Here is a 23346-nt window from a genome sequence, read left to right on the forward strand (position 1 = left end):
GGTTGACACGCGATTGTCGCCGGACTTGAGTAAAGCCATAGCGTCAGGCACGATCGTAACTGAATGATGTCAGAAGCGTAGTTACGAAATTGCTCGCGCGTTCCTTGACGAGCACTTCTGTCCACTCGTCGGTACCGCGTAGCCTGAGATCAGTACGAATACTTTCTACCGCGGCTTCTTCAATTCGTTTGATATGCGTCTTGAATTCAGTTTCGCCACCAGCATGATACATATCACGTATGACCATGCGCAGAATTTCCTGAATTGCAATTTGCCAAGCCGTATTGATCGCTTGTAGCTCGTTTCTATCCGGTGCCATATATGCTCCGATCGCACGAGTTTAGGGACACTTCTGCGCGGACAGCCGACAAAAGCCCTAAGCCTGCCTGGCCTTGCGCGCCGCATATCGCCTGTCTCGTTCGGCCTTGCGTGCGGCCTCATCTTCCACCAACCGCGCAATGCGAGCGTTTTCGGCACCCTTGCGGGCCTCTGTCTCTGCCGTTGCTGCGGCTGCGGCGGTGGCTTTTTCTTCGGCAGCAACCAATTCCAACCGGGTCTGCTCTTCAAGCTTCAGCCTGTTCCTTTCGGCACGGCGTGCGTCACGAGCTTCCACCAGTGTAATTCGCTCAGCCTGTCGGGCCAGACGCGTGGGCTCGGCAATCTCCTTTGCGGTCTTATAGGCCTCAAGGAGGTGCGCCTTGGCGTCCGCAGCGGTGGAACGTCTGTCGGCGAAATCGTTGTTTCGAAGGTTTCTCAAATCTTTTCCCTTAAAGAGGCAGTTGTCGAACAGCCTGTTGTGATGAGTAGGGCCAGCAGGTGATATGAGCGTGGGTTAGCTACGGGTGCTCTTTGCGAGGGGTAACTAAGAAGTCAGGACGTCTGCGCTTCGCACGATGCTACCGCGCGCGAGGGCCCTGCCCATGCCTGAATCTGAAACGGACTTGATCCGGACTTCGCCGGGCAACTAAGCCCGCAAGCGATACTTGCTGAATGTTTCAGTCATCAGATCAGCCACGTGCGGCCATGCGGCCAAAATGAAAAGGCCAAGCGGTTTGCCTGGCCTCAGAATAATGACGTGCTTCCTGCGATGCCAGTACATCCGTGGTCAAAGAGAAGCAGCTACCTATAATTAAACGGACTGCAGATTGCAGGCCGACATCTTGCCCGACTTCACGTCGCGCTCAAGATCGAAGCCGATCTTCTGGCCTTCAATGAGTTCGCGCATCCCAGCACGTTCGACAGCCGAGATATGAACAAAGGCATCTGCGCCGCCGTTGTCAGGTTGGATAAAGCCGAAGCCCTTGGTGGAATTGAACCATTTTACTGTGCCGATGGTCATGATGAATCCTTTCAAGCTTAGATTGAGGAGCTGCGCAGCAGGCGCCGCGCAGATGAAACCGAATATTTTGAAAGAAAGGATCGCTTAAAACGCGGTGCCAGTCGCGAAGTAGACAAAACTCGGCAAGCAAAAGATCGATTTTTGTTACATACGCGCTCGCAACTACCAAGTCAACGTTTAGTTTTATGATGAGATGTTTCGCATCTACGGGATGTGTTTGCGCCGATATGGCAGCTTTGCGGAACGGTGATGTCCCGTGAGAAAGGCCCTCCGTGTCGCCTTGGATGGCCTCTCGACGTCAGATTTCGGTTCGCTTGGCTAGCTGCAGCGCGTCCTCACGACGCGCGGTACAGAGCATGGACGATATCGACATCACCCAGTTCGCCGCTCTTCTGCGAACATTCAAGCAGCATGGCCGGCAGGTGGTCATCGCAGTGCACGAACGGAGCCTATTCGACTAGCTGTCGCGCGACCTCAGTCCCGCCGGCATGCAATCGCATGTAGGTCCAAAGCCCTATCGATACACGTTAGCAGGGCGCGCAAAGCAGTCACCGCTTGTGCCGCCACCCGATGACGTTCCTCCCCCCGTTGCAGCGCGCAATTAAGCTTCAACCAAAGTCGCCTTCAAGCTGCCTAGCGATATCGTCCGGGATCACATCCGAGTAGTAGGCCTCGATCATTTTCACCGATGTCCGCATATTGATGGCAAGTGTATAGATATCCGTTCCCTTCTGTAGCTGCCGCGTCGCGTAGGTATGGCGGAAGCTATAGGCAGTGCGGGCGCGCCCGAACGGATCGGTCTTCAGCTCGGCTGCTTCCGGGAGCGCATTCAGGCCCTTTTTGAACGATTTGGCGCGCTCACCGATAGCATTGCCGAAGACTGCCTCGTCCATCCGAGGTTCGCGATCGTGAACTGCAACGTAGGCGTCCCACAAATTGATGAAGTGGTCGAGTGCATTGACGTTGGAAACCAGCACTTGCGGCTTCTCCCTCTGCCGCGTGCAGCAATACGGAAACGCTGCTTTGAAATGGGTTTCTTGCGCTCCTCTTTGAAGCCGAGAATGTGGCCCCAATTCAATTGTGCATCTCAGTGGGGCGCGTACCCGTAGCGATGCCTATGAAGCAGTCGAGTACGAGTCGCTCGTATTTAATGCGATGCTCGAGTGCAGGCTCCTCCTGCCACAGATGTGACGGACGAGGCTTTGCCATGTAGCAGGCCTTCCTCGGCGCGCCAGACTGGCCGCTGATAGTGTGGGGCCGCAAGTTTGGCCGCCTCATTTGGATCGGTTGTTTTCCGATCCTCTTCTGGCCCTGACCAGAAATAGAGAATCGCACCCAGCAGTGGGGACTGTCATTTCGAAGGAGCACCACGTAGGGCGTTTTGGACGGTGCATTCATCAGAGTCGCCACCGGTGAGTTACCTTGGTGTGCTGCTGTGCTAGGTGCGTGCTAATAAGCGCGCAGCAACGTATTCCCAATTTATTGGAAAAAGCTGTAACAGGGCAAACACGTGCTGGCGGCGTGCTAGTTCTTTCTGGATATCTTGGAATCCAGAATATCTAACAATTTCAAGGGGAAATGGTGCTGCGAGAGAGGATTGAACTCTCGACCTCTCCCTTACCAAGGGAGTGCTCTACCACTGAGCTACCGCAGCCGGTGTTTGAGTGTGGCGGCCTTCTGCCATAAGGAATCGAAGAGTGCAAGCACCCTTCTGCACCTTTTGTGGAAGAACACTCACTTTGTGCAAAAAGCGGTATCTGCTATAGGCTCGCGTCGCCAGAAGGACATAATTGATCCCTAGCGGAGAAGTAGGTTTGACCTCCCAAGACGATCACAAGCGTAAACAGACCACTGCACAGGACAGAAAGCGGCAGCGACTCGCCGAACAGTTGCGGGCGAATCTGCAGCGCCGCAAGGCACAGGCGCGCTCCCGGCGGGAGGGGGAGGCCGATTCGCGGCCCGAAGGGTTGCTGCAGGAAGATGGCGAGGCCTAACAGAGCAATGGATCAGTGCTCTGTCACAGGCCGTCTCCGTCATTTTTCCGCTTATTGTTGAACAGAACCGCCGGTCCGGTTAGACCAGCCGGCTTCAGACATGAACGGCCTGGGCTGTGCCCCGGCAAAGGGGATGACCCATGGATCGCATCAGGATTGTCGGCGGAAATCAGCTGAATGGCAGCATCCCGATTTCGGGAGCGAAGAATGCGGCGCTGCCCTTGATGATCGCCTCGCTCCTGACTGAGGAAACGCTGACGCTCGAGAACGTGCCACATCTGGCCGATGTTGAGCAGTTGATCCGGATCCTAGGCAACCACGGCGCAGATTACATGGTCAATGGCCGCCGCGAAGCGCAGCAGGCAGGCTATTCACGTACCGTAAAATTCTGCGCAAAGAACATCGTCGACACCACCGCGCCCTACGACCTTGTCTCCAAGATGAGAGCGTCATTCTGGGTTATCGGTCCCTTGCTGGCCCGCATGGGCGAAGCAAATGTCTCGCTCCCTGGTGGATGTGCAATCGGAACCCGACCGGTTGACCTGTTCATCGAGGGCCTCGCTGCGCTGGGCGCGCAGATCGAGATTGAGCAGGGTTATGTTCGCGCCCGGGCGCCAAAGGGCCTGATTGGCGCGCGTTACGCTTTTCCGAAGGTTTCGGTAGGCGCAACGCACGTCCTGATGATGGCTGCGAGCCTTGCACACGGTCAGACGATCCTTGAAAACGCGGCGCGTGAGCCGGAGGTGGTCAATCTTGCCGAATGCCTCAACGCCATGGGCGCCAAGATCCATGGCGCTGGCACCTCGACTATCACGATCGATGGTGTGACCTCGCTCTCCGGAGCGACGCATCAGGTGATTCCCGATCGTATCGAGACCGGTACCTATGCCATGGCAGTTGCGATGACCGGTGGTGATGTTGTGCTTGAAGGTGCGCGTGCGGACCTTCTGGAAAGCGCGCTTGAGGCGATCGCCGCGACGGGCGCTGAGATCACGCCACTCAATACGGGCATCCGCGTGCGGCGCAATGGTGCGGGCATCAATCCGGTCAATATTTCGACAGAACCGTTCCCCGGCTTCCCGACGGATCTGCAAGCCCAGTTTATGGGCCTGATGACGATGGCGAAGGGCCGCTCGCACATCACTGAGACGATCTTCGAAAACCGCTTCATGCATGTGCAGGAACTTGCGCGCCTTGGCGCCAAGATCTCACTTTCGGGCCAGACTGCCATTGTCGATGGCGTCGATCGACTCAAGGGTGCTCCAGTGATGGCGACCGATCTGCGCGCGTCTGTCTCGCTGGTCATTGCGGGGCTCGCCGCCGAAGGTGAGACGATCGTCAATCGTGTCTACCATCTTGATCGCGGTTTTGAGCGGCTTGAGCAAAAGCTCTCAGGTTGTGGGGCAATAATCGAGCGCATCAGCTCCTGATTTTCCGTTGGCAGAAGCGGTGGGTGGACTTGGTGGTGTTGCGCTGTCAGTAAAGACGGCCTAACACCGGGGTAGGCCCCGTGTGCAGCCATTCGGATAGTTTGCGTCCATGTCTCAACTGAAGCTTGTTGCTCTAGACACCGAGGATCTCGAGATCATTTCGGCCCACGTGCAGGACGCGGTGACCAAGGTTGGTGACCTGTCCTACACGGCGAAGGAGAAGCGCTTCCTGGTGCCGCTCAACCGTTTCGTGTGGGAAAACGGGACACGGATCTTCCGCCAGCACAATGAGCGCCGCCAGTCGGTCTTGCACTTCGATGGCGTGACAGCAGTCAAGACGGCGGGGATTTCGCGCGAAAAAGGCGAAGACGTTCTGTCATTGCTCGCGGTGCGTTTCGAGCCCGGAGCAGATGCTCCCGCGGGCGTGATTGAATTGACCTTCTCGGGCGAGGCGGCGATACGCTTGCACGTCGACTATATCGAAGCCCGCATCGCGGATCTCGGCGGCGCCTGGGAGGCGCTTGGTCGTCCGCGACACAGGGGCTGAACAGGAACTTACGAATGCCGCTTCGTCTAGACTTTACCCAGCCCGATTTTGAAACAGCGTTTTCCGCCTTTCTCGCAACCAAGCGTGAGGTATCCGAAGATGTCGACGCCATTGTGCGCGACATTATCGAGAGGGTCCGCACCGAAGGCGATGCAGCGCTCATCGATTATTCGAAGAAGTTTGATCGGCTCGACCTGGCCGAGGTCGGAATCAAGGTGACGGCTCAGGAAGTCGAAGCTGCGGCTGCCTCCGTGGATGATGAGACGCGCCAGGCACTGGAGCTCGCGCATAAGCGGATCTGGTCTCACCACGCACGCCAGATGCCTGAGGATGATCGCTATATCGATCCGATCGGCGTCGAGCTTGGCTCGCGCTGGACGGCTGTTGAGGCGGTTGGCCTCTACGTCCCCGGCGGTACGGCAAGTTATCCGAGCTCCGTGCTGATGAACGCCGTGCCGGCGAAGGTCGCCGGCGTCGAGCGCATCGTCATGGTGGTCCCCACGCCTGATGGTGTTCTAAATCCGCTGGTCCTTGCAGCAGCAAAGCTGGCAGGCGTATCGGAAATCTACCGCGTTGGCGGAGCCCAGGCTGTGGCGGCGCTCGCGTATGGAACCGAGACGATCACTCCGGTTGCGAAGATCGTGGGACCGGGAAACGCGTTTGTCGCGGCGGCGAAGCGTCGGGTATTCGGAACGGTGGGCATCGACATGATCGCCGGGCCGTCGGAAGTGCTGGTCATTGCCGATGGCGCGAATGATCCGGCATGGATCGCCGCTGACCTGATTGCCCAGGCTGAGCACGACACGGCAGCGCAGTCGATTCTGATCACGGACGATGCTGCTTTCGCGGATGCGGTGGAAAAGGAAGTCTCTCGCCAGATCGCGATATTGCCGCGGGGCGAGACCGCAGCACAGAGCTGGCGCGATTATGGTGCGATCATCCTGGTGCCGGACTTGGAAGCGGCTGTGCCACTGGCCAATCGCATTGCAGCGGAGCATCTGGAACTCGCCTTCGAGGATGCCGATGCCTATGTCGATAAGATCCGCAATGCAGGTGCGATTTTCATCGGCCGTCACACACCTGAAGTCATCGGTGACTATGTTGGCGGATCGAATCACGTTCTTCCGACTGCCCGTTCGGCCCGTTTCTCTTCGGGACTGACCGTGCTGGACTTCGTCAAGCACACGTCCCTTCTGAAGCTTGGACCCGACCAACTGCGCCAGATCGGACCGGCTGCGGTCACCTTGGCCAAGGCGGAAAACCTTGACGGCCACGCGGCCTCGGTCGCGATCAGGCTTAATCCAGAAGGCTGAGAGATGAGCAGCGACCCCCGCAACGCGAGGCTGGTCGATGTGGAGCTGGACGAATCCATTGGTCGCTCCACACCAGACGTCGAGCACGAGCGGGCGGTCGCCATCTTCGATCTGATCGAGGACAATTCCTTTCGGCCCGCGGGCGATACGGGTGAGGGGCCTTACAAGCTCAAGCTGTCGCTGGTCAGTTCAAAGCTCGTGTTCTCCGTCACGCGCGAGAACGGCGAGGCAGTCATCACCCATATTCTTTCGCTGACGCCTTTTAGGCGGGTCGTGAAGGACTATTTCCTGATTTGCGAGAGCTATTACGAGGCCATCCGATCCTCGACGCCCTCCCACATTGAGGCAATCGATATGGGCCGGCGTGGTCTGCATAATGAAGGTTCGCAGACACTCGTCGATCGGCTCGCCGGGAAGATAGAGGTCGACTTCAATACCGCGCGACGTCTCTTCACGCTCGTCTGCGTCCTGCATTGGCGGGGCTAGCGATGGAGGGCGAGGCCATGCGTCCCCGCTCCATACTGTTCCTGTGCGGCATGAATGCCATCCGCTCGCCAATGGCTGAGGCGATTGCACGGCAAGTCCTGCCGCCGAGCATATTTCTGGCCTCGGCAGGCGTGCGGGCAGGCCAGCGTGATCCCTTCGTCGACTCGGTTCTGGAAGAAAAAGGTTTGTCCCTTGGCGAGCGGCTTCCGCAACGCCTCGAGGACATGGAAGACGACTATTTCGACATCATCGTCACCCTCTCTCCTCAGGCGCATCACGCTGCACTTGAACTTACCCGCTCCATGGCGGTAGAAGTCGAGTACTGGCCTATGGCGGATCCCTCGACAGCTACAGGAACGCGGGAGCGGATCCTGGAGGCGTATCGCGATGTCCGCGATCGGCTTGAAGCGCGGATCGTCGCCAGGTTCACGGGTACGAGTGGTGAACAACCCGGGAATTAAGCGTGTTCACAAATGAGGCGCAATCGTATAGGTTCCGCCCAAAATTAAGGCTGGCTGTAGGCCGGTCCATTCATTCCAACTCAAAGGTATCGGATGCCGAAGGAAGAAGTACTCGAGTTTCCGGGTGTGGTCACTGAATTGCTGCCGAATGCGATGTTCAGGGTTAAGCTCGAAAACGAACATGAAATTATTGCCCACACCGCTGGCCGCATGCGCAAGAACCGCATCCGCGTACTGACCGGTGACAAGGTGCTGGTCGAAATGACCCCTTACGACCTGACTAAAGGTCGTATCACCTATCGCTTCAAGTAATTCGCATCTTTCTCCCGCTAGTTGACGGGCCTGTAATGACTGTTTCCCAGAAGCTGGTGTTGGCGTCTGCATCGCCAAGAAGGATTGAGCTTCTTCAGCAGGCCGGAATCGAGCCCGATCGTCTGCTGCCAGCCGAACTTGATGAGACGCCGCTACGCGCGGAACATCCTCGCTCGCTTGCGAAGCGCTTGAGCCGGGCGAAAGCTGAGACGATTCTGGAGATCCTGAAGAGTGAGGGGGGGAGCTCCTCCTTCATTCTTGCCGCGGATACCGTGGTTTCAGTTGGGCGTCGCATTCTGCCCAAGGCTGAAGTCAGCGACGAGGCGGCCTACTGCCTGCGTCTGCTCTCCGGAAGATCGCACCGTGTTTACACCGGCGTCTGCCTGATCAATCCGACCGGCAAGATTCGCCAGCGACTGGTGGAGACCCGTGTCCGTTTCAAGCGCCTTTCTAATGAGGAGATGGAGAGCTATCTCGCCTCTGGCGAATGGCGCGGCAAGGCGGGCGGGTATGCGGTGCAAGGCCTTGCAGGAAGTTTCGTCGTAAAAATCGTCGGCTCCTATACAAATATTGTGGGCCTGCCGCTTCAAGAAACGGTAGGGCTGCTTGGCGCTGATGGCTACAAGGTGCTCGCCAACTGGAGCGCGGGAGCAAGGGTGTGAGCATGACTGGCAATTCGAATACCGGCAATGTGACGCCGCTTCGGCCGAAGCTTTCGTGCCCTGAGTGCGGAAAGCCGGCCACGCGCGCCGACTATCCCTTCTGCTCACCCCGCTGCAAGGATGTCGATCTCAATCGCTGGCTTAGCGGATCCTATGTCATTCCGGCGACGGAAGAGGAGGCGGGCTCGGAAGACGAGCAAAAGTGACGCGTTTCTGCCGTGTTTGTGAGAGTTTCGACGCTTTTGAAAAAATAGCTGAAAAACCTCGCTCAAGGCGCTGGACAGGCAGAAATCTCGTGCTATAACGCACCCGATTTCGACGGACAGCCAACCCCGCCGAAACAGAAACCTCAAGGGTTTCTACAGGTTGCCCAGATAGCTCAGTTGGTAGAGCATGCGACTGAAAATCGCAGTGTCGGCGGTTCAAATCCGTCTCTGGGCACCACTTGGTTTTCCCATGTCATGCTCCCCTTATATTCCTGATTTACGTAAGCTCTTTTCGGGCTTTGGCCCGTTTGTGTGCCAGTGACATCAGGCAGGCCGTAGCGAGGGGAGTTGTGGACGCAGCCTTGATCCTCTTGGCAAGCTTTGCCGGTGCGAGTGTTTAAGTCCGCCAGGCCGGAGCGTACAAGCGCAATATAATCCTCGCCATAGCTGAATCGAAACAAAGAGATCCTGGGCTTGCGAGCCGGGCATTCATTGAGCTTCGGGATGTCCGCGATCTGGATCTGCAATATCGGCACGCAGTTGGCGTGGCAAAGACTTTGAAGGTTCCTGTTGACTTTACGTTCTGGGCAGAACACTACGCGCATCCACTTGCGTAAGGCCGAAAGAGTGTCAATCTAGGTCTTTGCTGTTCCCACCGTTTAACCAGCGAGCGTCCCCCTATGATCAAACGCCTCGTCATCGCGATCATTCTTCTTACGGTAGTTGTCGGCGGACTCGTCGGTTTCAACAGGTTTCGGGATCAGGCGATCGAGAACTTCTTCGCCAATATGCCTGTTGCGGTTGTCTCCGTTTCGACTGTCGAAGCTAAAGCCGACAAGTGGACCCCCGTCATCGAGGCGATAGGTTCAGTGCGCGCTAGCCAAGGCGTGGACTTGACCGTCGAAGCGACGGGCATCGTCACCTCGTTGAATTTCACTGCGAACCAGAAGGTGTCGCAGGGCGACATGCTCGTACAGCTTGATGATTCGATCCAGCGTGCTGATCTTGAGGCGGCCAAGGCACAGGCAAATCTGGATCGTCAGACTCTCGCCCGCACCGTCGAACTGCGCGATCGGCAGGTCGGTTCGAATGTGGCGCTGCAAGCTGCCGAAGCAGCGGCCGCCGCATCCGCCGCTCAGGTGGAGCGACTTGAAGCGGCTTTGCGCCAGAAGCAGCTCCGTGCGCCCTTCGATGGCACCATCGGCATTCCGCGCATCAATGAGGGGCAGTATCTTTCCCCGGGCGTCGCTGTGGCTACGCTGCAGGATTTGAGCCGGATGTATGCTGACTTCACGGTGCCTGAGCAGACGCTGGGATTGCTCTCAATTGGCCAGAAGATCCGTGCAACTGTCGAGGGTGAAGACGAAGAGTTTGCCGGCGAGATCATCGGTATCGATCCAAAAGTGGACCCTGCAAGCCGCCTTGTGTCGGTGCGTGCCGAAGTGGAAAACGATGGCGGCAAGCTCGTCCCCGGTCAGTTTGCGCGTGTGCATGTCATTCAGCCGGACGAAGAGAACATCATCTCTCTGCCTCAGACGGCGATTGTTACAAGCCTTTACGGCGATTACGTCTACGTTGTGCACAAAGCCGAGGGCGATGAAGAAAAGCTCGAAGCCCGTCAGGTTTTCGTCGAGGTTGGGCGTCGTTCAGGCGCCGGCGCTGAGATCCGTGAAGGTGTGAGCGAAGGCGATGTCATTGTTACGGCCGGCCAGAACCGCCTGAACAACGGTTCGGTTGTCCAGATTGATAATACGCTCAATCCTGCGAATGGCTTTTCCGGGTCCAACCAGGCGGCGCAGCAATGAGTTTCTCAAACATATTCATCCGGCGCCCGGTCTTATCGACCGTCCTGGCGCTTCTCATCCTGCTCCTCGGCTTCCAGGGCCTGTTCAATCTTCAGGTACGTCAGTACCCGGAGGTTGAGGAGACTGTGGTGACGATTACCACGGTTTATCCTGGTGCCAGCGCTGACCTGATCCAGGGTTTCATTACATCGCCGATTTCGGCCGCAGTAGCGACGACCGAGGACGTGGACTACATCACCTCGCAGAGCCGGCCTTCGGCCAGCGTGGTGACTGTGCAAATGCGCCTTGGTGCGAACCCTGACATCGCGCTCACCGAGGTGATGTCCAAGGTTCAGCAGGTTCGCAGCCAGTTGCCGTCCGAAGCGGAAGATCCGACCATCGTGAAGGGCACGGGCATGCAGTTCGCCACGATGTACCTGGCGATGCAAAATCCCAATATGACCGCCGAACAGGTCACAGAGTACCTTGAGCGCGTTATTCGACCGCGAATGTCGACGATTCCCGGCGTCGCCGAAGTCCAGATTATGGGCGCAGCGAACTATTCGATGCGCGTTTGGGTCGACCCGATAAAGCTGGCTGCCCGTGGTCTTACCGCCACAGAGGTTCTCGCCGGTATCAACGCGGCAAACTTCCTCGCGGCCCCTGGTAAGACGCGCAACGAGTATGTTGCATACTCGATCACGATGGAGTCGACGCTGCAGACGCCGGATGCGTTTGGAGCGCTGCCAGTCAAGGCGCAGGGCGATGAGGTGGTGCGGCTGCGCGACGTTGCCGAGATCGAGCTCGCGGCGGAAAATTCCGACACCATCGTCAACTTTAACGGTGAGCCCGGCACGTTCCTCGGCATCTTCCCGACGCCCGGTGCAAACCCCCTCGACACGGCTCAGGCGGTCATTGACGAGTTGCCTGCAATTCGAGCCAGCTTGCCTGACGGCATGACACTGTCGCTCGTCTACGACGCAACCGAATCCATCAGTGCGTCGATCGAGGAGGTGTTCAAGACCATCGGTGAAGCGGTGATCATCGTTATCGTCATCATTCTCCTCTTCCTCGGGTCGTTCCGATCGGTCTTGATGCCCATTGTGACGATTCCGCTGTCGCTGATCGGCGTCTGCTTCATCCTCTTCGTGCTGGGCTACTCAATCAATTTGCTCTCGCTGCTGGCGATGGTGTTGGCGATTGGCCTTGTCGTCGACGACGCGATCGTGGTGGTAGAGAACATTCACCGCCACATCGAGGACGGGCTTAGCCCCAAGCAGGCCGCGTTCGTCGGGATGCAGGAAATTACTGGTCCTGTAATCGCGATGACCATCACGCTGGCGGCAGTTTTCGCGCCGCTGGCCTTCATCGGTGGCCTGACAGGCTCCCTGTTCCGGGAATTTGCAATGACTCTTGCCGGAGCAGTAATCATTTCCGGCGTCGTCGCGCTTACGATCACGCCGATGATGTCGGCGCGCCTGTTGCGGCGCGGCAATCACAGCCGTTTCCAGAAGATCGTCGACAACACGTTCGATCGGGTCTCAGGACGCTATGAGCGGCTGGTGACTGGCTCGCTGAAATATCGGCCGGTCACCCTCCTGATGGTCATCGTGCTGGTCAGCCTGACCGGGTTCCTGTTCTTCAACACCTCGACCGAACTTGCGCCGGAAGAGGACGAGGGTGCTCTGTTCTCGCTGATCACCGCGCCGCCTTATGCGACCACGGATTACACCAAGGCGTATGTCGATCAGATGCGGGAACTGACCAAGGATCTGCCGGAGCTTGATGCCAACTTCTCGATCGTCGGGTTCGGTGGCGCGACCAATTCCGGCATCGCGGTATGGGCTTTCAAGGATTGGGGGGATCGCACCCGGTCGCAGAAGGAGATTCAGCAGGACATTCAGGGCCGTCTTGGCAAGGTTGCGGGTGTCGAAGCGCTTGTTTTTGCGCCACCATCATTGCCGGGTGCGGGCGGGGGATTGCCGATCTCGATGGTCATCCAGTCGACGGGTGAGTCCAGCCGGGTCTATGAAGTCGCAGAGCAGATCCGCCAGAAGGCACAGGAGAGCGGCCGCTTCATTGTGGTGCAGAACTCCCTGAAATTCGATGCGCAACAGGTTGTCGTCACTGTGGATCGCGATCGCGCAGCTGCGTTGAACCTGCCGGTCCGAGACATCGGAACAACCCTCAGCCTGCTTGTCGGCGGTGGTGCGATCGCACAGTTCGACCGCGATTCCAATTCCTATGACATCATCATGCAGGTGCCGCAGGAGTACCGGGATAATCCGGAGCGTCTCGGCGATTTCTTCGTTCGCAGCGTAACCGGCGAGATGGTGCCGTTGTCGGCGGTTGTCGAGATCCGGACCGGGGTGAGCGCCGCAGCAATCGAACAGTTCAACCAGCTGAACTCGGCAACTATCTCCGCGCTCCCCATGCCCGGCGTCACCACGGGTGATGGTCTGAAAGTCATTGAAGACATTGCGCGTCCACTGCTCCCGGACGGCTTTTTCATCGACTATTCCGGGCAGTCGCGACTGGAGATCGAGCAAGGCAACACGATCCTGATCGCGTTCGCCTTGGCGGTGGTTGTCATCTACCTCGTTCTCGCAGCACAGTTTGAGAGCTTCCGCGACCCGCTCATCATTTTGATGTCGGTGCCATTGTCCATCTTTGGTGCGATAGTTCCGCTGAACCTTGGTTTGGGGACGCTCAACATCTACACGCAGGTGGGCCTCATCACGCTGGTTGGGCTCATAACGAAGCACGGCATTCTGATGGTAGAATTTGCCAATCAGCAGCGTGAGGAACACGGGATGGGGCGGTTCGAGGCAATTGTGGCTTCGGCGAAGGTCCGGTTGCGCCCGATCCTGATGACTACGGCGGCGATGTCACTGGGCGTTGTCCCGCTGATCATCGCATCTGGTGCGGGAGCTGCTGCGCGATATTCGATGGGCCTTGTGATTTTCACCGGCGTTATCATCGGGACCATCTTCACGCTGTTCGTGGTGCCGATGTTCTATACGTTCATCGCGCGTAAGGAGCTCGCGCATGAAGACGATGAAGCTCCGGTTTCCCATCGTCCAAGTCAGGCGGTGGAGAGCACCCGAGCCTGATGATTTCAACCTTCGAAAAGCCCGCGGAGTGCGGGCTTTTTTTATGGCCGGCGCGAGGGCACGAAGATGCCAGGCAGGCACGCCGGTCTCGCCGCGCGGCGGGTCAATTTTATTGGAGCATGGAACGAAAAGAAAAAGGCCTGCCGAGGGAGGAGGTTCGGCAGGCCTGATCTGAAATGCAGACGGGAGGAGGTGTCTGCATTCGATACTGACTCTCTGGGAGGAGGTAGATCGTCAGTGACACTGACCTATCCTCTCGGCCTGAGGATCGCAACCTTCTAAAGTGCATGGGAGGTTTGCAAGCTGCGCATGTCCACCGAAGAGCTGCGTTTCGGCGTCTCCTGCTCAACCGCCATACGGCACGACATCGAGGATTTCAAACCGCTCGCTCTTGCCGATGCGAATGATGTTGAGCGTACCCTCTCGCGTAGCGCGCAGATCAGCTTCACCGTTCGAGCCGGTCGGCTTTCCTTCACGAAACTCGATCAGGCGGAATCCTCCATCAGGAAAGAAAACCGCTACATCCGAATTCGCGTCATCGATCTTTGCCACCGTGACCGCGCAGCTTTGCATAGGCTGGCCGGTGTAGCGGGCACAGGGCACATCGGTTGGCGCCTCGACAGGCGGAGAATAGGAAGACGCCGAATCGTCGTCCGTACCGCCCTCGCGCGGCGCGGGAATGGGAACAGCAGCGACCGTAGAGGGCAGGGGCGCTGCGTCAGGCGGGCGCAGGCGATCAGCAAGTTGCTGCACCGCCGCCACATCCTGCTCCGACCACCCGCCAGGTGTGTTCGGCTCGCTGCTGAAGCGCTCCTCAAGGCCAAGAGGAAGCATACTCTCGCCAGCGGCCTGCACGCGGTCCGTGGCTCCGTCCGTGAGGGGCTCACTTCCGCTCTGCGTTTCTTCTGTATTCTCGCTGCCAGGGATCTCAAGCGCCAAGAGGTAACGTGCCGGTGCCCATCCGGAAACCTCCGGGTTTTCGGCCGGCGTCAGGCGGCACCACTCATAACCGTTGAACATCCGGCACTCGAACAGCTCGACAAGTGAGCCGTTGGGCATGCGCGTGATGACTTTTCCGAGGGGGGATGCTTCCGCGCGAATGTTCAGCAGGTCGTCGACGGCAAGTCCGGAAATAGCTGCGGGGCCGGGACCCAGAGGTGCCTGGGCAAGCGCTGTGCTTACCAGCAGGGACGGCAATGAAGCTGCAAACAATGTCTTCAGGCGTAGCATGGTCGACCGATTTACCTAGGATGTCCCGAAGAGTGCTATCGCGCTTCAGGGCAGCAATATGGCCATTTGTGGGCTGTCCACGCAACCCTGCCGATCGTGTCTCCAAAAGAGGTTGGAAGATCGATACAGAGTTGTCGAAAAAGCATATAAACATTCCTTTATGTCATATTGACATCTGACGTTCCGCCCGCGATGAAGGCGTATCACCTGCCTGCGACATGGGAGTCGCGAACGGGTGCTCCATATTTACAAGAATGGATTCGACCATGTCTGAGCTTACTCCACCACCCTACCGCGCTGATCATGTTGGCTCGCTTCTGCGCCCTGCGAGCGTCAAGGACGCGCGTAAGCGTCTTGCGGCAAACGAGATCACTGCGGAGGAGCTGAAAGCTGTCGAAGATGACGCAATCCGCGACGCTGTGAAGCTTCAGGAGGAGGCAGGCCTCAAGATCGTCACGGATGGCGAGATCCGCCGCTCATTCTGGCACTACGATTTTATGCAAGATCTTGTCGGCTTCAAGTTCGTCGAACGTGATGCGATTACCGGCATTCACTTCAAGGGCGCCAATACCCGTCCGATCTTCCCGACGATCACCGGTCCGGTCGACTTCTCCGAAGATCATCCGATGCTGGATCACTTCAAATTCCTCGCCGCAGAAACGAAAGTCACGCCGAAGATCTCGATCCCGGGACCGAGCTGCTGCCATTTCCGCGTTGCAAAGGACGATATCAGCTATCAGCCTTACCGGGACGATCTGGAGTTGCTGCTGGCAGATCTGGCGAAGGCATACAGCAAAGCTGTGAAAGCGTTCTACGATGCTGGCTGTCGCTACCTTCAGATGGACGACATCTATTTCGCCTATCTTTGCGATCCGAACATCCGTGAGCAGAAGAAGCAGGAAGGCATCGATCCGGACTGGCTGATCGACCGTTATGCATGGATGATGAACGAGGCGATCAAGGACCGTCCGTCCGACATGCTCATCGGCATGCACATGTGCCGTGGCAACTTCAAATCGACCTGGGTTGCGGAAGGTGCGTACGATCCGGCCGCTGACGCGATCTTCAACAAGACCGGCGTCGATCTGTTCTTCATGGAGTATGACACTGATCGCGCTGGCGGGCTTGAGCCACTGCGTCTGCTCGCAAAGGGCAAGCAGCGTGTCTACCCGGGCTTCATCACGACCAAGACCGCCGAGCTCGAGGCCCTTGATGATCTCAAGCGCAAATTCGATGAAGCGTCGAAATATGCGGACCTTGACCAGCTTGGCATCGCTCCGCAGTGCGGCTTCTCTTCCACAGAGGAAGGAAATACCATCACTGAGGACGATCAGAAGCGTAAGCTGGACCTCGTTGTCCGCACCGCGGAAGCAGTATGGGGTTCCGCCTGATCTTCTGGGCACGACACTGAAGATATTTCCGAGAATGAAGCGCCCGGTTCAGCCGGGCGTCTCTTATTCCGGCGCGTGTTCGGGTAAGTAACAGGAACATACTATTTCTGGTTGTATTAGGTATTAATATTTAAGTTACCAATAAGATTAATGATTGCTCATATGCGGCAGTTGCGACTGCCAAACTCTCTGGGTGGGGGAGAGCCATATGGGCGGATTTTTTGTCGGCAAGTTTCGCTGCGCTTCCGGACATCTGGAGCTGTCTCGCAAGAATGCATCAGGATGTCTTGATCGGAGCGACTTATGAGCCAGCAGTACGATATGGGTGCCCTGCGCGAGCGCCTGCAGTTTATCGGTTTGGACCCGGCATCCCGCGACCGCCTTCGTGGCCTCAAGGGCGTCATTGACGAATCGATCGGGCCCTCGCTGGCAGTCTTTTACGAACGAGTGCGATCAACCCCGCAAACCGCCCGCTTCTTTAACGATGAACGCCATCTGCAGTCTGCGAAAGAGCGACAGGAATCGCACTGGTCGCTGATTGCCAATGCCGAGTTTGACGAGCGATACGTTGCCGGCGTGACTGCTGTCGGCAAGGCCCATGCGCGTCTTGGCCTGGAGCCTCGCTGGTATATTGGCGGTTACGCTTTGCTGGTTGAGCAGCTCGTCACGTCGGTCCTGCAGCATCGCTGGCCGACGCCCTTCGGCAGAAGCAAGGCCGCAGGGATTGCCAAGGAGGTCGGCGTCGTCATCAAGGCGGCGATGATGGATATGGACTACGCCATCTCCGTCTATCTGGATGAGCTTGCCGAAGCGAGGGCCGCAGCGGAGGCTGAAAAGCAGCGGGCGCAGGCGGATCGCCTTGCCGCTCTCGAGAAGCTGGGAGCAGCTCTCGACCAGCTCGCAGAGGGGGATCTGCAAAAGCGCCTGGCGACGGATCTTCCGCAGGAATTTGTCGGCATGGCCGACAACTTCAATCAGGCCGTCAATGCTCTCCACAATGTAATCGCAGACGTTCGCGCTACTTCGCGCGCCATCGTCGGCGGCACGGAAGAGATCGCCAACGCCGCTGAAGATCTATCGAAGCGCACGGAGCAGCAGGCCTCTAGCCTTGAAGAGAGCTCCGCGGCTTTGCATGAACTTGCCGAGAGCGTGCGCACCACCGCTGACAATGCAGCGCGGGCCGCGAATACCGTCGGCGAGACACAGTCGGAGGCACAGGAATCCGGACGTGTGGTTGCCGAAGCCGTTGATGCGATGGCGAAGATCAACTCGTCGTCGAAATCGATAGCCGCGATTGTCGGTGTCATTGACGAAATCGCATTCCAAACCAACCTCCTCGCACTTAACGCAGGCGTCGAGGCCGCGCGGGCAGGGGAGGCCGGACGAGGATTTGCAGTCGTTGCGCAGGAAGTCAGAAGCCTTGCTCAGCGATGTGCCGAATCGGCGAAGGAGATCAAGGCCTTGATCACGAACAGCGAGGAGCACGTCGCCTCTGGTGTCTCGCTGGTTGGAGCAACCGGTGAAGCGCTTGATCGAATTGTCGAGCGGATCAGCGAAATCAACGCGTTGGTAAATGGCATAGCCGGTGCTGCCGCCGAGCAGTCGCGCGGAATCGGCGAAGTCAATTCGGCAGTCGCCAACCTCGACAAGATCACGCAGCAAAACGCTGCAATGGTCGAGGAGACTTCTACTGAGTCAAAGCGGTTGAGGGCCGAGGCTGTCGAACTGTCAGGCACGCTGGAACGCTTCCGCGTTGCCGAGCGTCCGCGAGCGCAGCAAAGGCAATCGCAGGAGCCCCAAGCGTCACCGCGTGGCAGCGCAACGCGCAACCGCCCCGTTCAAGCGCTGATCCAAAGCTCCTCCCGTGCCGTACAAGAGGCTATCGACGCTGAAGAAGACGCGAACTGGGCAGAGTTCTAAGGGATCGCTTGCGGCGCGGTCCAAACGACCGCGCCATAAACTTGCCGGCTGGCTAGAGGATCAGTCGTGATGCTCTGGCATCGCCTTCAGTTCGTCCTTAGTCCAGCTTGTGACTGCATGCACGTCGCCACTTTCGTCGCGCATGAAATCAAGCTGGCCTGCCGGAACGGCAATGCGTTTTGACCCGATGCCGAGAAAGCCACCGACATCAATCGCGACACTGTTTCCGTGCAGGTGCGAAACAGACCCGATCTTCTCGTCCTCAGGGCCGTAAATCGTTGCGCCTACCAGAATGTCCTCATTGAGTTCATCCGCGCGCAGGCGTTCATGCTTGCTGTGATCCATCATTCCAGACTCCTTGGTTTCTGGAATGACCAACCCCCGGCGAGCCGAAAACGTTCCCGGAGATCTGATGCGGAAAACTATCTAAAAAAAACTCTGGCTGGAAAATGGTAGCGGAGGAGGGACTCGAACCCCCGACACAAGGATTATGATTCCTCTGCTCTAACCGACTGAGCTACTCCGCCACGGCAGGGTTGCGTGGCTGTTTGGGCCGGGGCAACCTTGAAGGTGGCGCGGATATACGGTGGGGGTGGCAGGACTGTCAAGCGCTCTCCGACGGAAGTTCCAAGATTTTCCAGCTTTTGTTGGATCGCGCAAAGAGGGGGCCGAAAAACGCGGCTCGGGGAGAGGTTGAGCGCTCCTGAAAAGGAGACGGCTGAACTGCATTCGTCAGTATGTGCGAATCGGTCGGCGCGAACATGAAACACCTGATTTACTTCAACTGTGGCATCAGCTTTTGCAGCGCTGGCACCGTCGCGGCGAGTTCTGCATCCAGTCGGTGCGCACGGGTGAGTGCTGGTCTTTCGCCAATGCGTTCAAGGTAATCGGCGAAGGCAGTGCGGTGCGGAAGGACCTTGATGACATTCATGGTGAATTCGATGCTGGATGCCAGCTGGATATCTGCGGCAGTAAAAGCGCCTCCCGCCGCATAGGGGCGCTGCTGCAGGATACGTTCGAGATAAGTGACCATGTCATCGAATGTGCCGAATGCGTGGTCGTTGCTGCTGTAGGAGAGGCCTTGGGCTCGCATGGTTATGCACGGGTCGAGCACGGCAGACAGGTAGGCTGTCATTGTCAGGTATGGGCCACGCTCAGGGGCGTCTAGTGAAGGGGCGAGTCGGGCCTTTGAAAACCTGTCAGCCAGATAGATCGAGATGGCCGCGCGTTCGGTGATGATAACGCCTTCGTGTTCAATCGCTGGTACCTTCTTGTTCGGCTGGATGCTTCGGTAGTCTTCTGGCACTCCGCTCTCCGCGCGGATGTCGATGTGAATGAGTTCGTAGTCTGCTTCCAGCTCCTCAAGGAGCCAGAGAATGCTCGATGAACGCGACCATGGTGCATGGTAGAATTTCAACATCGGATTTTCTCCCAGAATACGAGGCGAGTATGCGCCAGCCTTGCTGACAACGATCTGTCAGCATTCGCTCCGGTCGAGGCGTCGATCTTTCGGTGGTTGCCGGGGGTTGAGTTAGAGCGACCACCCGACTATGTCTCGGCGAACGAATTTGCCGGTATAAAAGCATATGAAACCGCGTATCGCAGTCCTCGGATGCGGCTATTGGGGCTCCAATCACATCCGCACGCTCAAATCGCTGGGCGCGCTTCATGCCGTCTCGGACGCCAATATCGCCCGGGCCGAAGGCTTTGCCAGCGAGCAGGACTGCCTGTTCCTGGAGCCCGAGGAGTTGTTCAAGCGCGATGATGTCGATGCTATCGTCATGGCTCTGCCGCCGCAGTTTCATGCAGAGAACGCAATCAAGGCGGTCGAGCACGGCAAGGATGTTCTGGTTGAGAAGCCTATAGCCCTAAACGTGGCGGACGCTGAGCGCGCTGTTGCGGCAGCCAAGGCCAATAACCGGATCTTCATGGTCGGCCATGTCCTGCGCTTCCACCCTGCGTTCGAGAAGCTGAAGGCGCTGATTGATGACGGCGAACTCGGCACTGTGCGATATATCCACTCGCACCGTCTGGGCCTCGGCAAGTTCCATACGGAAAGCGATGCGCTATGGGATCTGGCGCCTCATGATCTCTCGATGATTCTCGCCATTACGGAGTCTGCACCGACGGAGATTCGGGGCGAGGGGGCAGCGGTCCTCGATCATCTGTCTGACTTCGCCCATCTGCATATGCGCTTCCCGGGCGGTCTGAAGAGCCACCTCTTTGCATCCCGGCTTAATCCCTACCGCGAGCGCCGGCTCACCGTCGTCGGCACGAAGGCAATGGCGGTCTTCGATGATATGGAGCCATGGGACCGCAAGCTGGCGATCTACCGCCATGCGGTGTGGCAGGACAGCGGCCATTGGGCGTTCACGATGAACGAGCCGAATTACGCCGAGGTCGCCTCGGGCATGCCGCTGACGCGTGAGTTGGATCACTTCATCGATTGCATCGGTACGCGCGCAGAGCCGCGAACGGGCGGCGAAGAGGCCGTCAACGTCCTGCGCATTCTTACTGCAGGTTCAATCAATCACGATTGAAAAAGCAATGGCCGCCACGCGGCGGCCATCTGGCAATTCTCGGCGACGTTACGGGCTCAAGCCGTTCGGTGCATCGCCGGTGAAGCGGTCAGGCGCATCAACATCTCCTCCGCCTCAGCGCCGCGCTCGGTGCGTTCAATGAAGCCGCCACCGTAGACGCGCGCATTGTCGCCGTCGTGAGAATATAGAACGCATGCCTGTCCGGGAGCGACGCCGCTTTCGCCGTCCGCAAGCTCCACCCAGACAGTGCCACTGCGCTGGTGAACGATTGCGGGGCGGGGCGGACGGGTTGAGCGAACTTTGGCGTAAAGCTCGATCCCGCTTTCCGGGATATCGGTGATGCTGCCATCCCCAAGCCAGTTAACGTCACGCAGGTACAGCTTGTGCGTCTCCAGCGCAGTGCGCGGGCCCACAATGACGCGGGCGTTGTCGGCATCTAGGTGCACCACATAGAGTGGCTCGCCGGAAGCAATGCCGATGCCGCGCCGCTGGCCGATGGTGTAGCGCAAAATGCCTTCATGCTGGCCGAGGATGCGTCCGTCGATATGAACGATGTCGCCTGGGGTTGCAGCGGCAGGCTTCAGCTTGGCGATGATGTCGGTGTACTTGCCCTGCGGGACGAAGCAGATGTCCTGGCTGTCTTGCTTGTCGGCAACGGAAAGGCCCATCGCAAGAGCTGCTTCACGCACCTGCGGCTTGGACATGCCGCCAAGCGGAAAGCGCAGGAAATCAATCTGCTCCTGAGTGGTCGCAAAAAGGAAATAACTTTGGTCGCGATCAGCATCGACCGGGCGGTAGAGCGCGCGATGTGCGCCGTTCGGGGCCGAGCGTACATAGTGGCCAGTTGCAAGGGCATCTGCGCCAAGCTCGCGAGCCGTCGACAGAAGATCAGCGAACTTTACGGTCTGATTGCAAGCGACACAGGGGATCGGCGTTTCGCCTGCCACGTAGCTTTCCGCAAAAGGATTGATGACGGCTTCACGAAAGCGCTGTTCGTAGTCAAGGACGTAGTGCGGAATGCCAAGCGTTTCAGAAACGCGGCGCGCGTCATCAATGTCCTGGCCTGCACAGCAGGAGCCGGCGCGGTGGACCGCTGCGCCATGATCGTAAAGCTGAAGCGTCACTCCGACGACGTCATAGCCTTCCTGTTTGAGAAGGCCTGCGACGACGGATGAGTCAACGCCACCCGACATGGCAACGACAACGCGGGTGTCTTCGGGGCGTCGGGGCAGGTCTAGGCTGTTCATAATGAAACTATCCTTGACAAGGGGGCGAGGCTGCTCCTCCTTCCTGTCATGACGCTAATGACTCCGCTGGCACCATAGGTCAAGCACAGACCGGGCCTGCCAAATCAGCTGCAGCCAGCTCATTTCAATTTGTTTCAATTCCACCCCTAAAACCTAACGGGGGATTCATAAACGTTACCTATGCCTTAGCGAGCGCTTAGGCAAATTTTAAAGCCGTCGCGCTAACTTCTCCGTGATTGGGTCCTTGAGTTTGTGTAGAGAGTACCATGACCGATCTGGTTAGGCCGCGGGTCAAGTATGTCATCGGACCAGATGGCAGCCCGCTTACGATTGCTGATCTTCCTCCGTCCAATACGAGGAGATGGGTGATCCGCCGAAAGGCAGAAGTAGTTGCAGCCGTTCGCGGCGGGCTGCTCAGCCTGGAGGAAGCGTGTCAGCGCTATAAATTGACTGTGGAAGAATTCCTGTCCTGGCAGGCTTCCATTGACGAATATGGGCTTGCGGGACTGCGCACAACGCGGATCCAGCAATACCGGCACTAGCCATCTCGCGACGCCATCAACGGCAAGCTCGCGGGCTTTCAGTTCCGAAGTGGAAACACAAGGATCTGAGGAAGTGACAATCAAACCCGGCGCTCGCCGGGTTTTTTTGTGCATGCCCTGACCTGAGCCCATAAAAAAACCGGCGAGACGCCGGCTTTTTAAGAAAGATCTTCAGGGTAGGGTCAGCCGATCATTGCTGAACGATCTACCGCATCCGCCTCACGACCGCGCCCGTCACGGCTTTCCAGCATCTGGGCCCGCTCCAGCTCTGCCTCCGCTTCCTCAAGAAGAGCGCGTGCTGCTTCCTGCTGTTGACGAAGGTCTGCCTGGGAATTGAGAAGGTTGTCCCGCCGCTGGCGCGCTGCCTTGGCGAAGGTTGGGTAGGCGAAGTGGCTCTCGTCAGTGATCCCAGCCTTCTTCTCTTCCGATGCGATCTGCAGTTCTAATTCTGTGGCCATCCGATCAAAATCGGCGATCATCATATCCAATTGCGCGAGCTGCTTGCGCTTTTCATTGACTTGAAACTGCTTCAGCCGAACCAGGTTCTCACGTGACTTCATCACTCGCTACTCCTGCACGCACCGGTTGACCAAACATGGCATACCGGCCGACTCTGCCCCCTCGGACTGAAACGAGTCCGGAAACAAATTACTAAGAACTCTATCGCGCGGTAACCATTCGTTTACGCGCATTGTTAATCATACGTGAAAGGGCTTAAGGGCGGGTAAAGACGCCGAGGCCGTTCACCGTCGCAAAGTGACTCATGATGAAGAGCTTGGCGACAGATGTTAAACTAGTACGTTAGAAGTCGATCCTGGAGATTTGCCTT

At 57.9% G+C, this 23346-nt stretch carries 25 protein-coding genes and 3 tRNA genes; 16 read left to right on the top strand and 12 right to left on the bottom strand.

The window, feature by feature from the left end:
* Positions 1-43: 43 nt before the first annotated feature.
* The 6 genes from IOD40_RS03930 to IOD40_RS03950 form a co-directional block, all read right to left on the bottom strand.
* A complete protein-coding gene (locus tag IOD40_RS03930; protein ID WP_198474560.1) occupies positions 44-319 on the bottom strand; it encodes a hypothetical protein in 276 nt (91 codons plus the stop codon).
* 57 nt (positions 320-376) lie between these two features.
* On the bottom strand, positions 377-757 hold the full coding sequence (locus IOD40_RS03935; protein ID WP_198474562.1) for a DUF6481 family protein: 381 nt from the start codon (positions 755-757) through the stop codon (positions 377-379).
* A 372-nt stretch (positions 758-1129) separates the two neighbouring features.
* Positions 1130-1339 carry a cold-shock protein gene (locus IOD40_RS03940; protein ID WP_198474564.1) on the bottom strand — a complete coding sequence of 70 codons (210 nt, stop codon included), beginning with the start codon at positions 1337-1339 and terminating at the stop codon, positions 1130-1132.
* A 608-nt stretch (positions 1340-1947) separates the two neighbouring features.
* The gene (locus IOD40_RS03945; protein WP_198474566.1) at positions 1948-2316 is read right to left on the bottom strand and encodes a site-specific integrase; all 369 of its coding nucleotides are present in this window, start codon (positions 2314-2316) and stop codon (positions 1948-1950) included.
* A gap of 97 nt (positions 2317-2413) precedes the next feature.
* Positions 2414-2548, bottom strand: coding sequence for a hypothetical protein (locus IOD40_RS20175; protein ID WP_267905055.1), 135 nt, complete (start codon positions 2546-2548; stop codon positions 2414-2416).
* A gap of 370 nt (positions 2549-2918) precedes the next feature.
* Positions 2919-2993: transfer RNA gene (locus IOD40_RS03950), tRNA-Thr, on the bottom strand.
* Positions 2994-3153: 160 nt separating this feature from the next.
* Here IOD40_RS03950 and IOD40_RS03955 point away from each other — a divergent pair.
* From IOD40_RS03955 to IOD40_RS04010, 12 genes are all read left to right on the top strand, one after another.
* On the top strand, positions 3154-3333 hold the full coding sequence (locus tag IOD40_RS03955) for a hypothetical protein (protein ID WP_198474568.1): 180 nt from the start codon (positions 3154-3156) through the stop codon (positions 3331-3333).
* Positions 3334-3473: 140 nt separating this feature from the next.
* Positions 3474-4763: a UDP-N-acetylglucosamine 1-carboxyvinyltransferase gene (gene murA / locus IOD40_RS03960; RefSeq protein WP_198474569.1), complete on the top strand. Its 1290-nt coding sequence runs from the start codon at positions 3474-3476 to the stop codon at positions 4761-4763.
* A 109-nt stretch (positions 4764-4872) separates the two neighbouring features.
* Complete coding sequence (locus IOD40_RS03965) at positions 4873-5310, top strand: DUF2948 family protein (protein WP_198474571.1); 438 nt, start codon at positions 4873-4875, stop codon at positions 5308-5310.
* A 14-nt stretch (positions 5311-5324) separates the two neighbouring features.
* Complete coding sequence (gene hisD, locus IOD40_RS03970; RefSeq protein ID WP_198474573.1) at positions 5325-6623, top strand: histidinol dehydrogenase; 1299 nt, start codon at positions 5325-5327, stop codon at positions 6621-6623.
* Between the two features lie 3 nt (positions 6624-6626).
* Positions 6627-7109, top strand: a complete 483-nt coding sequence (locus tag IOD40_RS03975; RefSeq protein ID WP_198474575.1) for a UPF0262 family protein — start codon at positions 6627-6629, stop codon at positions 7107-7109.
* Positions 7110-7126: 17 nt separating this feature from the next.
* The gene (locus tag IOD40_RS03980; RefSeq protein WP_233713834.1) at positions 7127-7570 is read left to right on the top strand and encodes an arsenate-mycothiol transferase ArsC; all 444 of its coding nucleotides are present in this window, start codon (positions 7127-7129) and stop codon (positions 7568-7570) included.
* A 93-nt stretch (positions 7571-7663) separates the two neighbouring features.
* Entirely contained in the window at positions 7664-7882 is a 219-nt protein-coding gene (gene infA / locus IOD40_RS03985) for a translation initiation factor IF-1 (protein ID WP_006200926.1), read from the top strand.
* Between the two features lie 35 nt (positions 7883-7917).
* On the top strand, positions 7918-8544 hold the full coding sequence (locus IOD40_RS03990; protein WP_198474579.1) for a Maf-like protein: 627 nt from the start codon (positions 7918-7920) through the stop codon (positions 8542-8544).
* Positions 8545-8546: 2 nt separating this feature from the next.
* Positions 8547-8750, top strand: a complete 204-nt coding sequence (yacG, locus tag IOD40_RS03995) for a DNA gyrase inhibitor YacG (RefSeq protein WP_198474581.1) — start codon at positions 8547-8549, stop codon at positions 8748-8750.
* A gap of 162 nt (positions 8751-8912) precedes the next feature.
* Positions 8913-8988 (top strand) — tRNA-Phe (locus IOD40_RS04000).
* A gap of 442 nt (positions 8989-9430) precedes the next feature.
* A complete protein-coding gene (locus IOD40_RS04005; RefSeq protein ID WP_198474583.1) occupies positions 9431-10555 on the top strand; it encodes an efflux RND transporter periplasmic adaptor subunit in 1125 nt (374 codons plus the stop codon).
* Positions 10552-13647 carry an efflux RND transporter permease subunit gene (locus IOD40_RS04010; RefSeq protein ID WP_198474584.1) on the top strand — a complete coding sequence of 1032 codons (3096 nt, stop codon included), beginning with the start codon at positions 10552-10554 and terminating at the stop codon, positions 13645-13647. The genes IOD40_RS04005 and IOD40_RS04010 overlap by 4 nt, the downstream gene beginning before the upstream one ends.
* A gap of 345 nt (positions 13648-13992) precedes the next feature.
* On the opposite strand, the gene IOD40_RS04015 is transcribed toward IOD40_RS04010, so the two are convergent.
* Positions 13993-14877, bottom strand: coding sequence for an SH3 domain-containing protein (locus IOD40_RS04015; RefSeq protein ID WP_198474586.1), 885 nt, complete (start codon positions 14875-14877; stop codon positions 13993-13995).
* Positions 14878-15143: 266 nt separating this feature from the next.
* On the opposite strand from IOD40_RS04015, the gene IOD40_RS04020 reads away from it, so the two are divergent.
* Both IOD40_RS04020 and IOD40_RS04025 read left to right on the top strand, forming a co-directional pair.
* Positions 15144-16268 carry a 5-methyltetrahydropteroyltriglutamate--homocysteine S-methyltransferase gene (locus IOD40_RS04020; RefSeq protein WP_198474588.1) on the top strand — a complete coding sequence of 375 codons (1125 nt, stop codon included), beginning with the start codon at positions 15144-15146 and terminating at the stop codon, positions 16266-16268.
* Between the two features lie 303 nt (positions 16269-16571).
* Positions 16572-18188, top strand: a complete 1617-nt coding sequence (locus tag IOD40_RS04025) for a globin-coupled sensor protein (RefSeq protein WP_198474590.1) — start codon at positions 16572-16574, stop codon at positions 18186-18188.
* Between the two features lie 60 nt (positions 18189-18248).
* Here IOD40_RS04025 and IOD40_RS04030 read toward each other — a convergent pair whose 3' ends face one another.
* The 3 genes from IOD40_RS04030 to IOD40_RS04040 all read right to left on the bottom strand — a co-directional run bounded on the left by IOD40_RS04030 (position 18249) and on the right by IOD40_RS04040 (position 19608).
* Positions 18249-18533, bottom strand: a complete 285-nt coding sequence (locus tag IOD40_RS04030; protein ID WP_198475305.1) for a PRC-barrel domain containing protein — start codon at positions 18531-18533, stop codon at positions 18249-18251.
* Between the two features lie 105 nt (positions 18534-18638).
* Positions 18639-18715: transfer RNA gene (locus IOD40_RS04035), tRNA-Met, on the bottom strand.
* A gap of 248 nt (positions 18716-18963) precedes the next feature.
* On the bottom strand, positions 18964-19608 hold the full coding sequence (locus IOD40_RS04040) for a glutathione S-transferase family protein (protein WP_198474592.1): 645 nt from the start codon (positions 19606-19608) through the stop codon (positions 18964-18966).
* Positions 19609-19774: 166 nt separating this feature from the next.
* Here IOD40_RS04040 and IOD40_RS04045 point away from each other — a divergent pair, with 166 nt between their 5' ends.
* Positions 19775-20728 carry a Gfo/Idh/MocA family protein gene (locus tag IOD40_RS04045; protein ID WP_198474594.1) on the top strand — a complete coding sequence of 318 codons (954 nt, stop codon included), beginning with the start codon at positions 19775-19777 and terminating at the stop codon, positions 20726-20728.
* A 56-nt stretch (positions 20729-20784) separates the two neighbouring features.
* On the opposite strand, the gene mnmA is transcribed toward IOD40_RS04045, so the two are convergent.
* Positions 20785-21975: a tRNA 2-thiouridine(34) synthase MnmA gene (gene mnmA / locus IOD40_RS04050; protein ID WP_198474596.1), complete on the bottom strand. Its 1191-nt coding sequence runs from the start codon at positions 21973-21975 to the stop codon at positions 20785-20787.
* Between the two features lie 266 nt (positions 21976-22241).
* Here mnmA and sciP point away from each other — a divergent pair, with 266 nt between their 5' ends.
* The gene (sciP, locus tag IOD40_RS04055) at positions 22242-22517 is read left to right on the top strand and encodes a CtrA inhibitor SciP (RefSeq protein WP_024849925.1); all 276 of its coding nucleotides are present in this window, start codon (positions 22242-22244) and stop codon (positions 22515-22517) included.
* 182 nt (positions 22518-22699) lie between these two features.
* Here sciP and IOD40_RS04060 read toward each other — a convergent pair whose 3' ends face one another.
* A complete protein-coding gene (locus IOD40_RS04060) occupies positions 22700-23077 on the bottom strand; it encodes a flagellar export protein FliJ (protein WP_198475307.1) in 378 nt (125 codons plus the stop codon).
* Positions 23078-23346: the final 269 nt, after the last annotated feature.

Source organism: Aquamicrobium zhengzhouense (genome assembly GCF_016124105.1).
In the GTDB taxonomy this organism is placed as follows: Bacteria; Pseudomonadota; Alphaproteobacteria; order Rhizobiales; family Rhizobiaceae; genus Aerobium; species Aerobium zhengzhouense.

Excerpts from the sequence above, each read along its gene's own strand:
- IOD40_RS20175 (WP_267905055.1), bottom strand. The coding sequence starts at position 2,548 with ATGGCAAAGCCTCGTCCGTCACATCTGTGGCAGGAGGAGCCTGCACTC.
- IOD40_RS04040 (WP_198474592.1), bottom strand. The coding sequence starts at position 19,608 with ATGTTGAAATTCTACCATGCACCATGGTCGCGTTCATCGAGCATTCTC.
- sciP (WP_024849925.1), top strand. The coding sequence starts at position 22,242 with ATGACCGATCTGGTTAGGCCGCGGGTCAAGTATGTCATCGGACCAGAT.
- IOD40_RS04060 (WP_198475307.1), bottom strand. The coding sequence starts at position 23,077 with ATGAAGTCACGTGAGAACCTGGTTCGGCTGAAGCAGTTTCAAGTCAAT.
- IOD40_RS03940 (WP_198474564.1), bottom strand. The coding sequence starts at position 1,339 with ATGACCATCGGCACAGTAAAATGGTTCAATTCCACCAAGGGCTTCGGC.
- IOD40_RS03980 (WP_233713834.1), top strand. The coding sequence starts at position 7,127 with ATGCGTCCCCGCTCCATACTGTTCCTGTGCGGCATGAATGCCATCCGC.
- IOD40_RS04045 (WP_198474594.1), top strand. The coding sequence starts at position 19,775 with ATGAAACCGCGTATCGCAGTCCTCGGATGCGGCTATTGGGGCTCCAAT.
- yacG (WP_198474581.1), top strand. The coding sequence starts at position 8,547 with ATGACTGGCAATTCGAATACCGGCAATGTGACGCCGCTTCGGCCGAAG.
- IOD40_RS04020 (WP_198474588.1), top strand. The coding sequence starts at position 15,144 with ATGTCTGAGCTTACTCCACCACCCTACCGCGCTGATCATGTTGGCTCG.
- mnmA (WP_198474596.1), bottom strand. The coding sequence starts at position 21,975 with ATGAACAGCCTAGACCTGCCCCGACGCCCCGAAGACACCCGCGTTGTC.
- murA (WP_198474569.1), top strand. The coding sequence starts at position 3,474 with ATGGATCGCATCAGGATTGTCGGCGGAAATCAGCTGAATGGCAGCATC.
- IOD40_RS03990 (WP_198474579.1), top strand. The coding sequence starts at position 7,918 with ATGACTGTTTCCCAGAAGCTGGTGTTGGCGTCTGCATCGCCAAGAAGG.
- infA (WP_006200926.1), top strand. The coding sequence starts at position 7,664 with ATGCCGAAGGAAGAAGTACTCGAGTTTCCGGGTGTGGTCACTGAATTG.
- IOD40_RS03965 (WP_198474571.1), top strand. The coding sequence starts at position 4,873 with ATGTCTCAACTGAAGCTTGTTGCTCTAGACACCGAGGATCTCGAGATC.
- IOD40_RS04015 (WP_198474586.1), bottom strand. The coding sequence starts at position 14,877 with ATGCTACGCCTGAAGACATTGTTTGCAGCTTCATTGCCGTCCCTGCTG.
- IOD40_RS04030 (WP_198475305.1), bottom strand. The coding sequence starts at position 18,533 with ATGGATCACAGCAAGCATGAACGCCTGCGCGCGGATGAACTCAATGAG.
- hisD (WP_198474573.1), top strand. The coding sequence starts at position 5,325 with ATGCCGCTTCGTCTAGACTTTACCCAGCCCGATTTTGAAACAGCGTTT.
- IOD40_RS04025 (WP_198474590.1), top strand. The coding sequence starts at position 16,572 with ATGAGCCAGCAGTACGATATGGGTGCCCTGCGCGAGCGCCTGCAGTTT.
- IOD40_RS04005 (WP_198474583.1), top strand. The coding sequence starts at position 9,431 with ATGATCAAACGCCTCGTCATCGCGATCATTCTTCTTACGGTAGTTGTC.
- IOD40_RS03975 (WP_198474575.1), top strand. The coding sequence starts at position 6,627 with ATGAGCAGCGACCCCCGCAACGCGAGGCTGGTCGATGTGGAGCTGGAC.
- IOD40_RS04010 (WP_198474584.1), top strand. The coding sequence starts at position 10,552 with ATGAGTTTCTCAAACATATTCATCCGGCGCCCGGTCTTATCGACCGTC.
- IOD40_RS03930 (WP_198474560.1), bottom strand. The coding sequence starts at position 319 with ATGGCACCGGATAGAAACGAGCTACAAGCGATCAATACGGCTTGGCAA.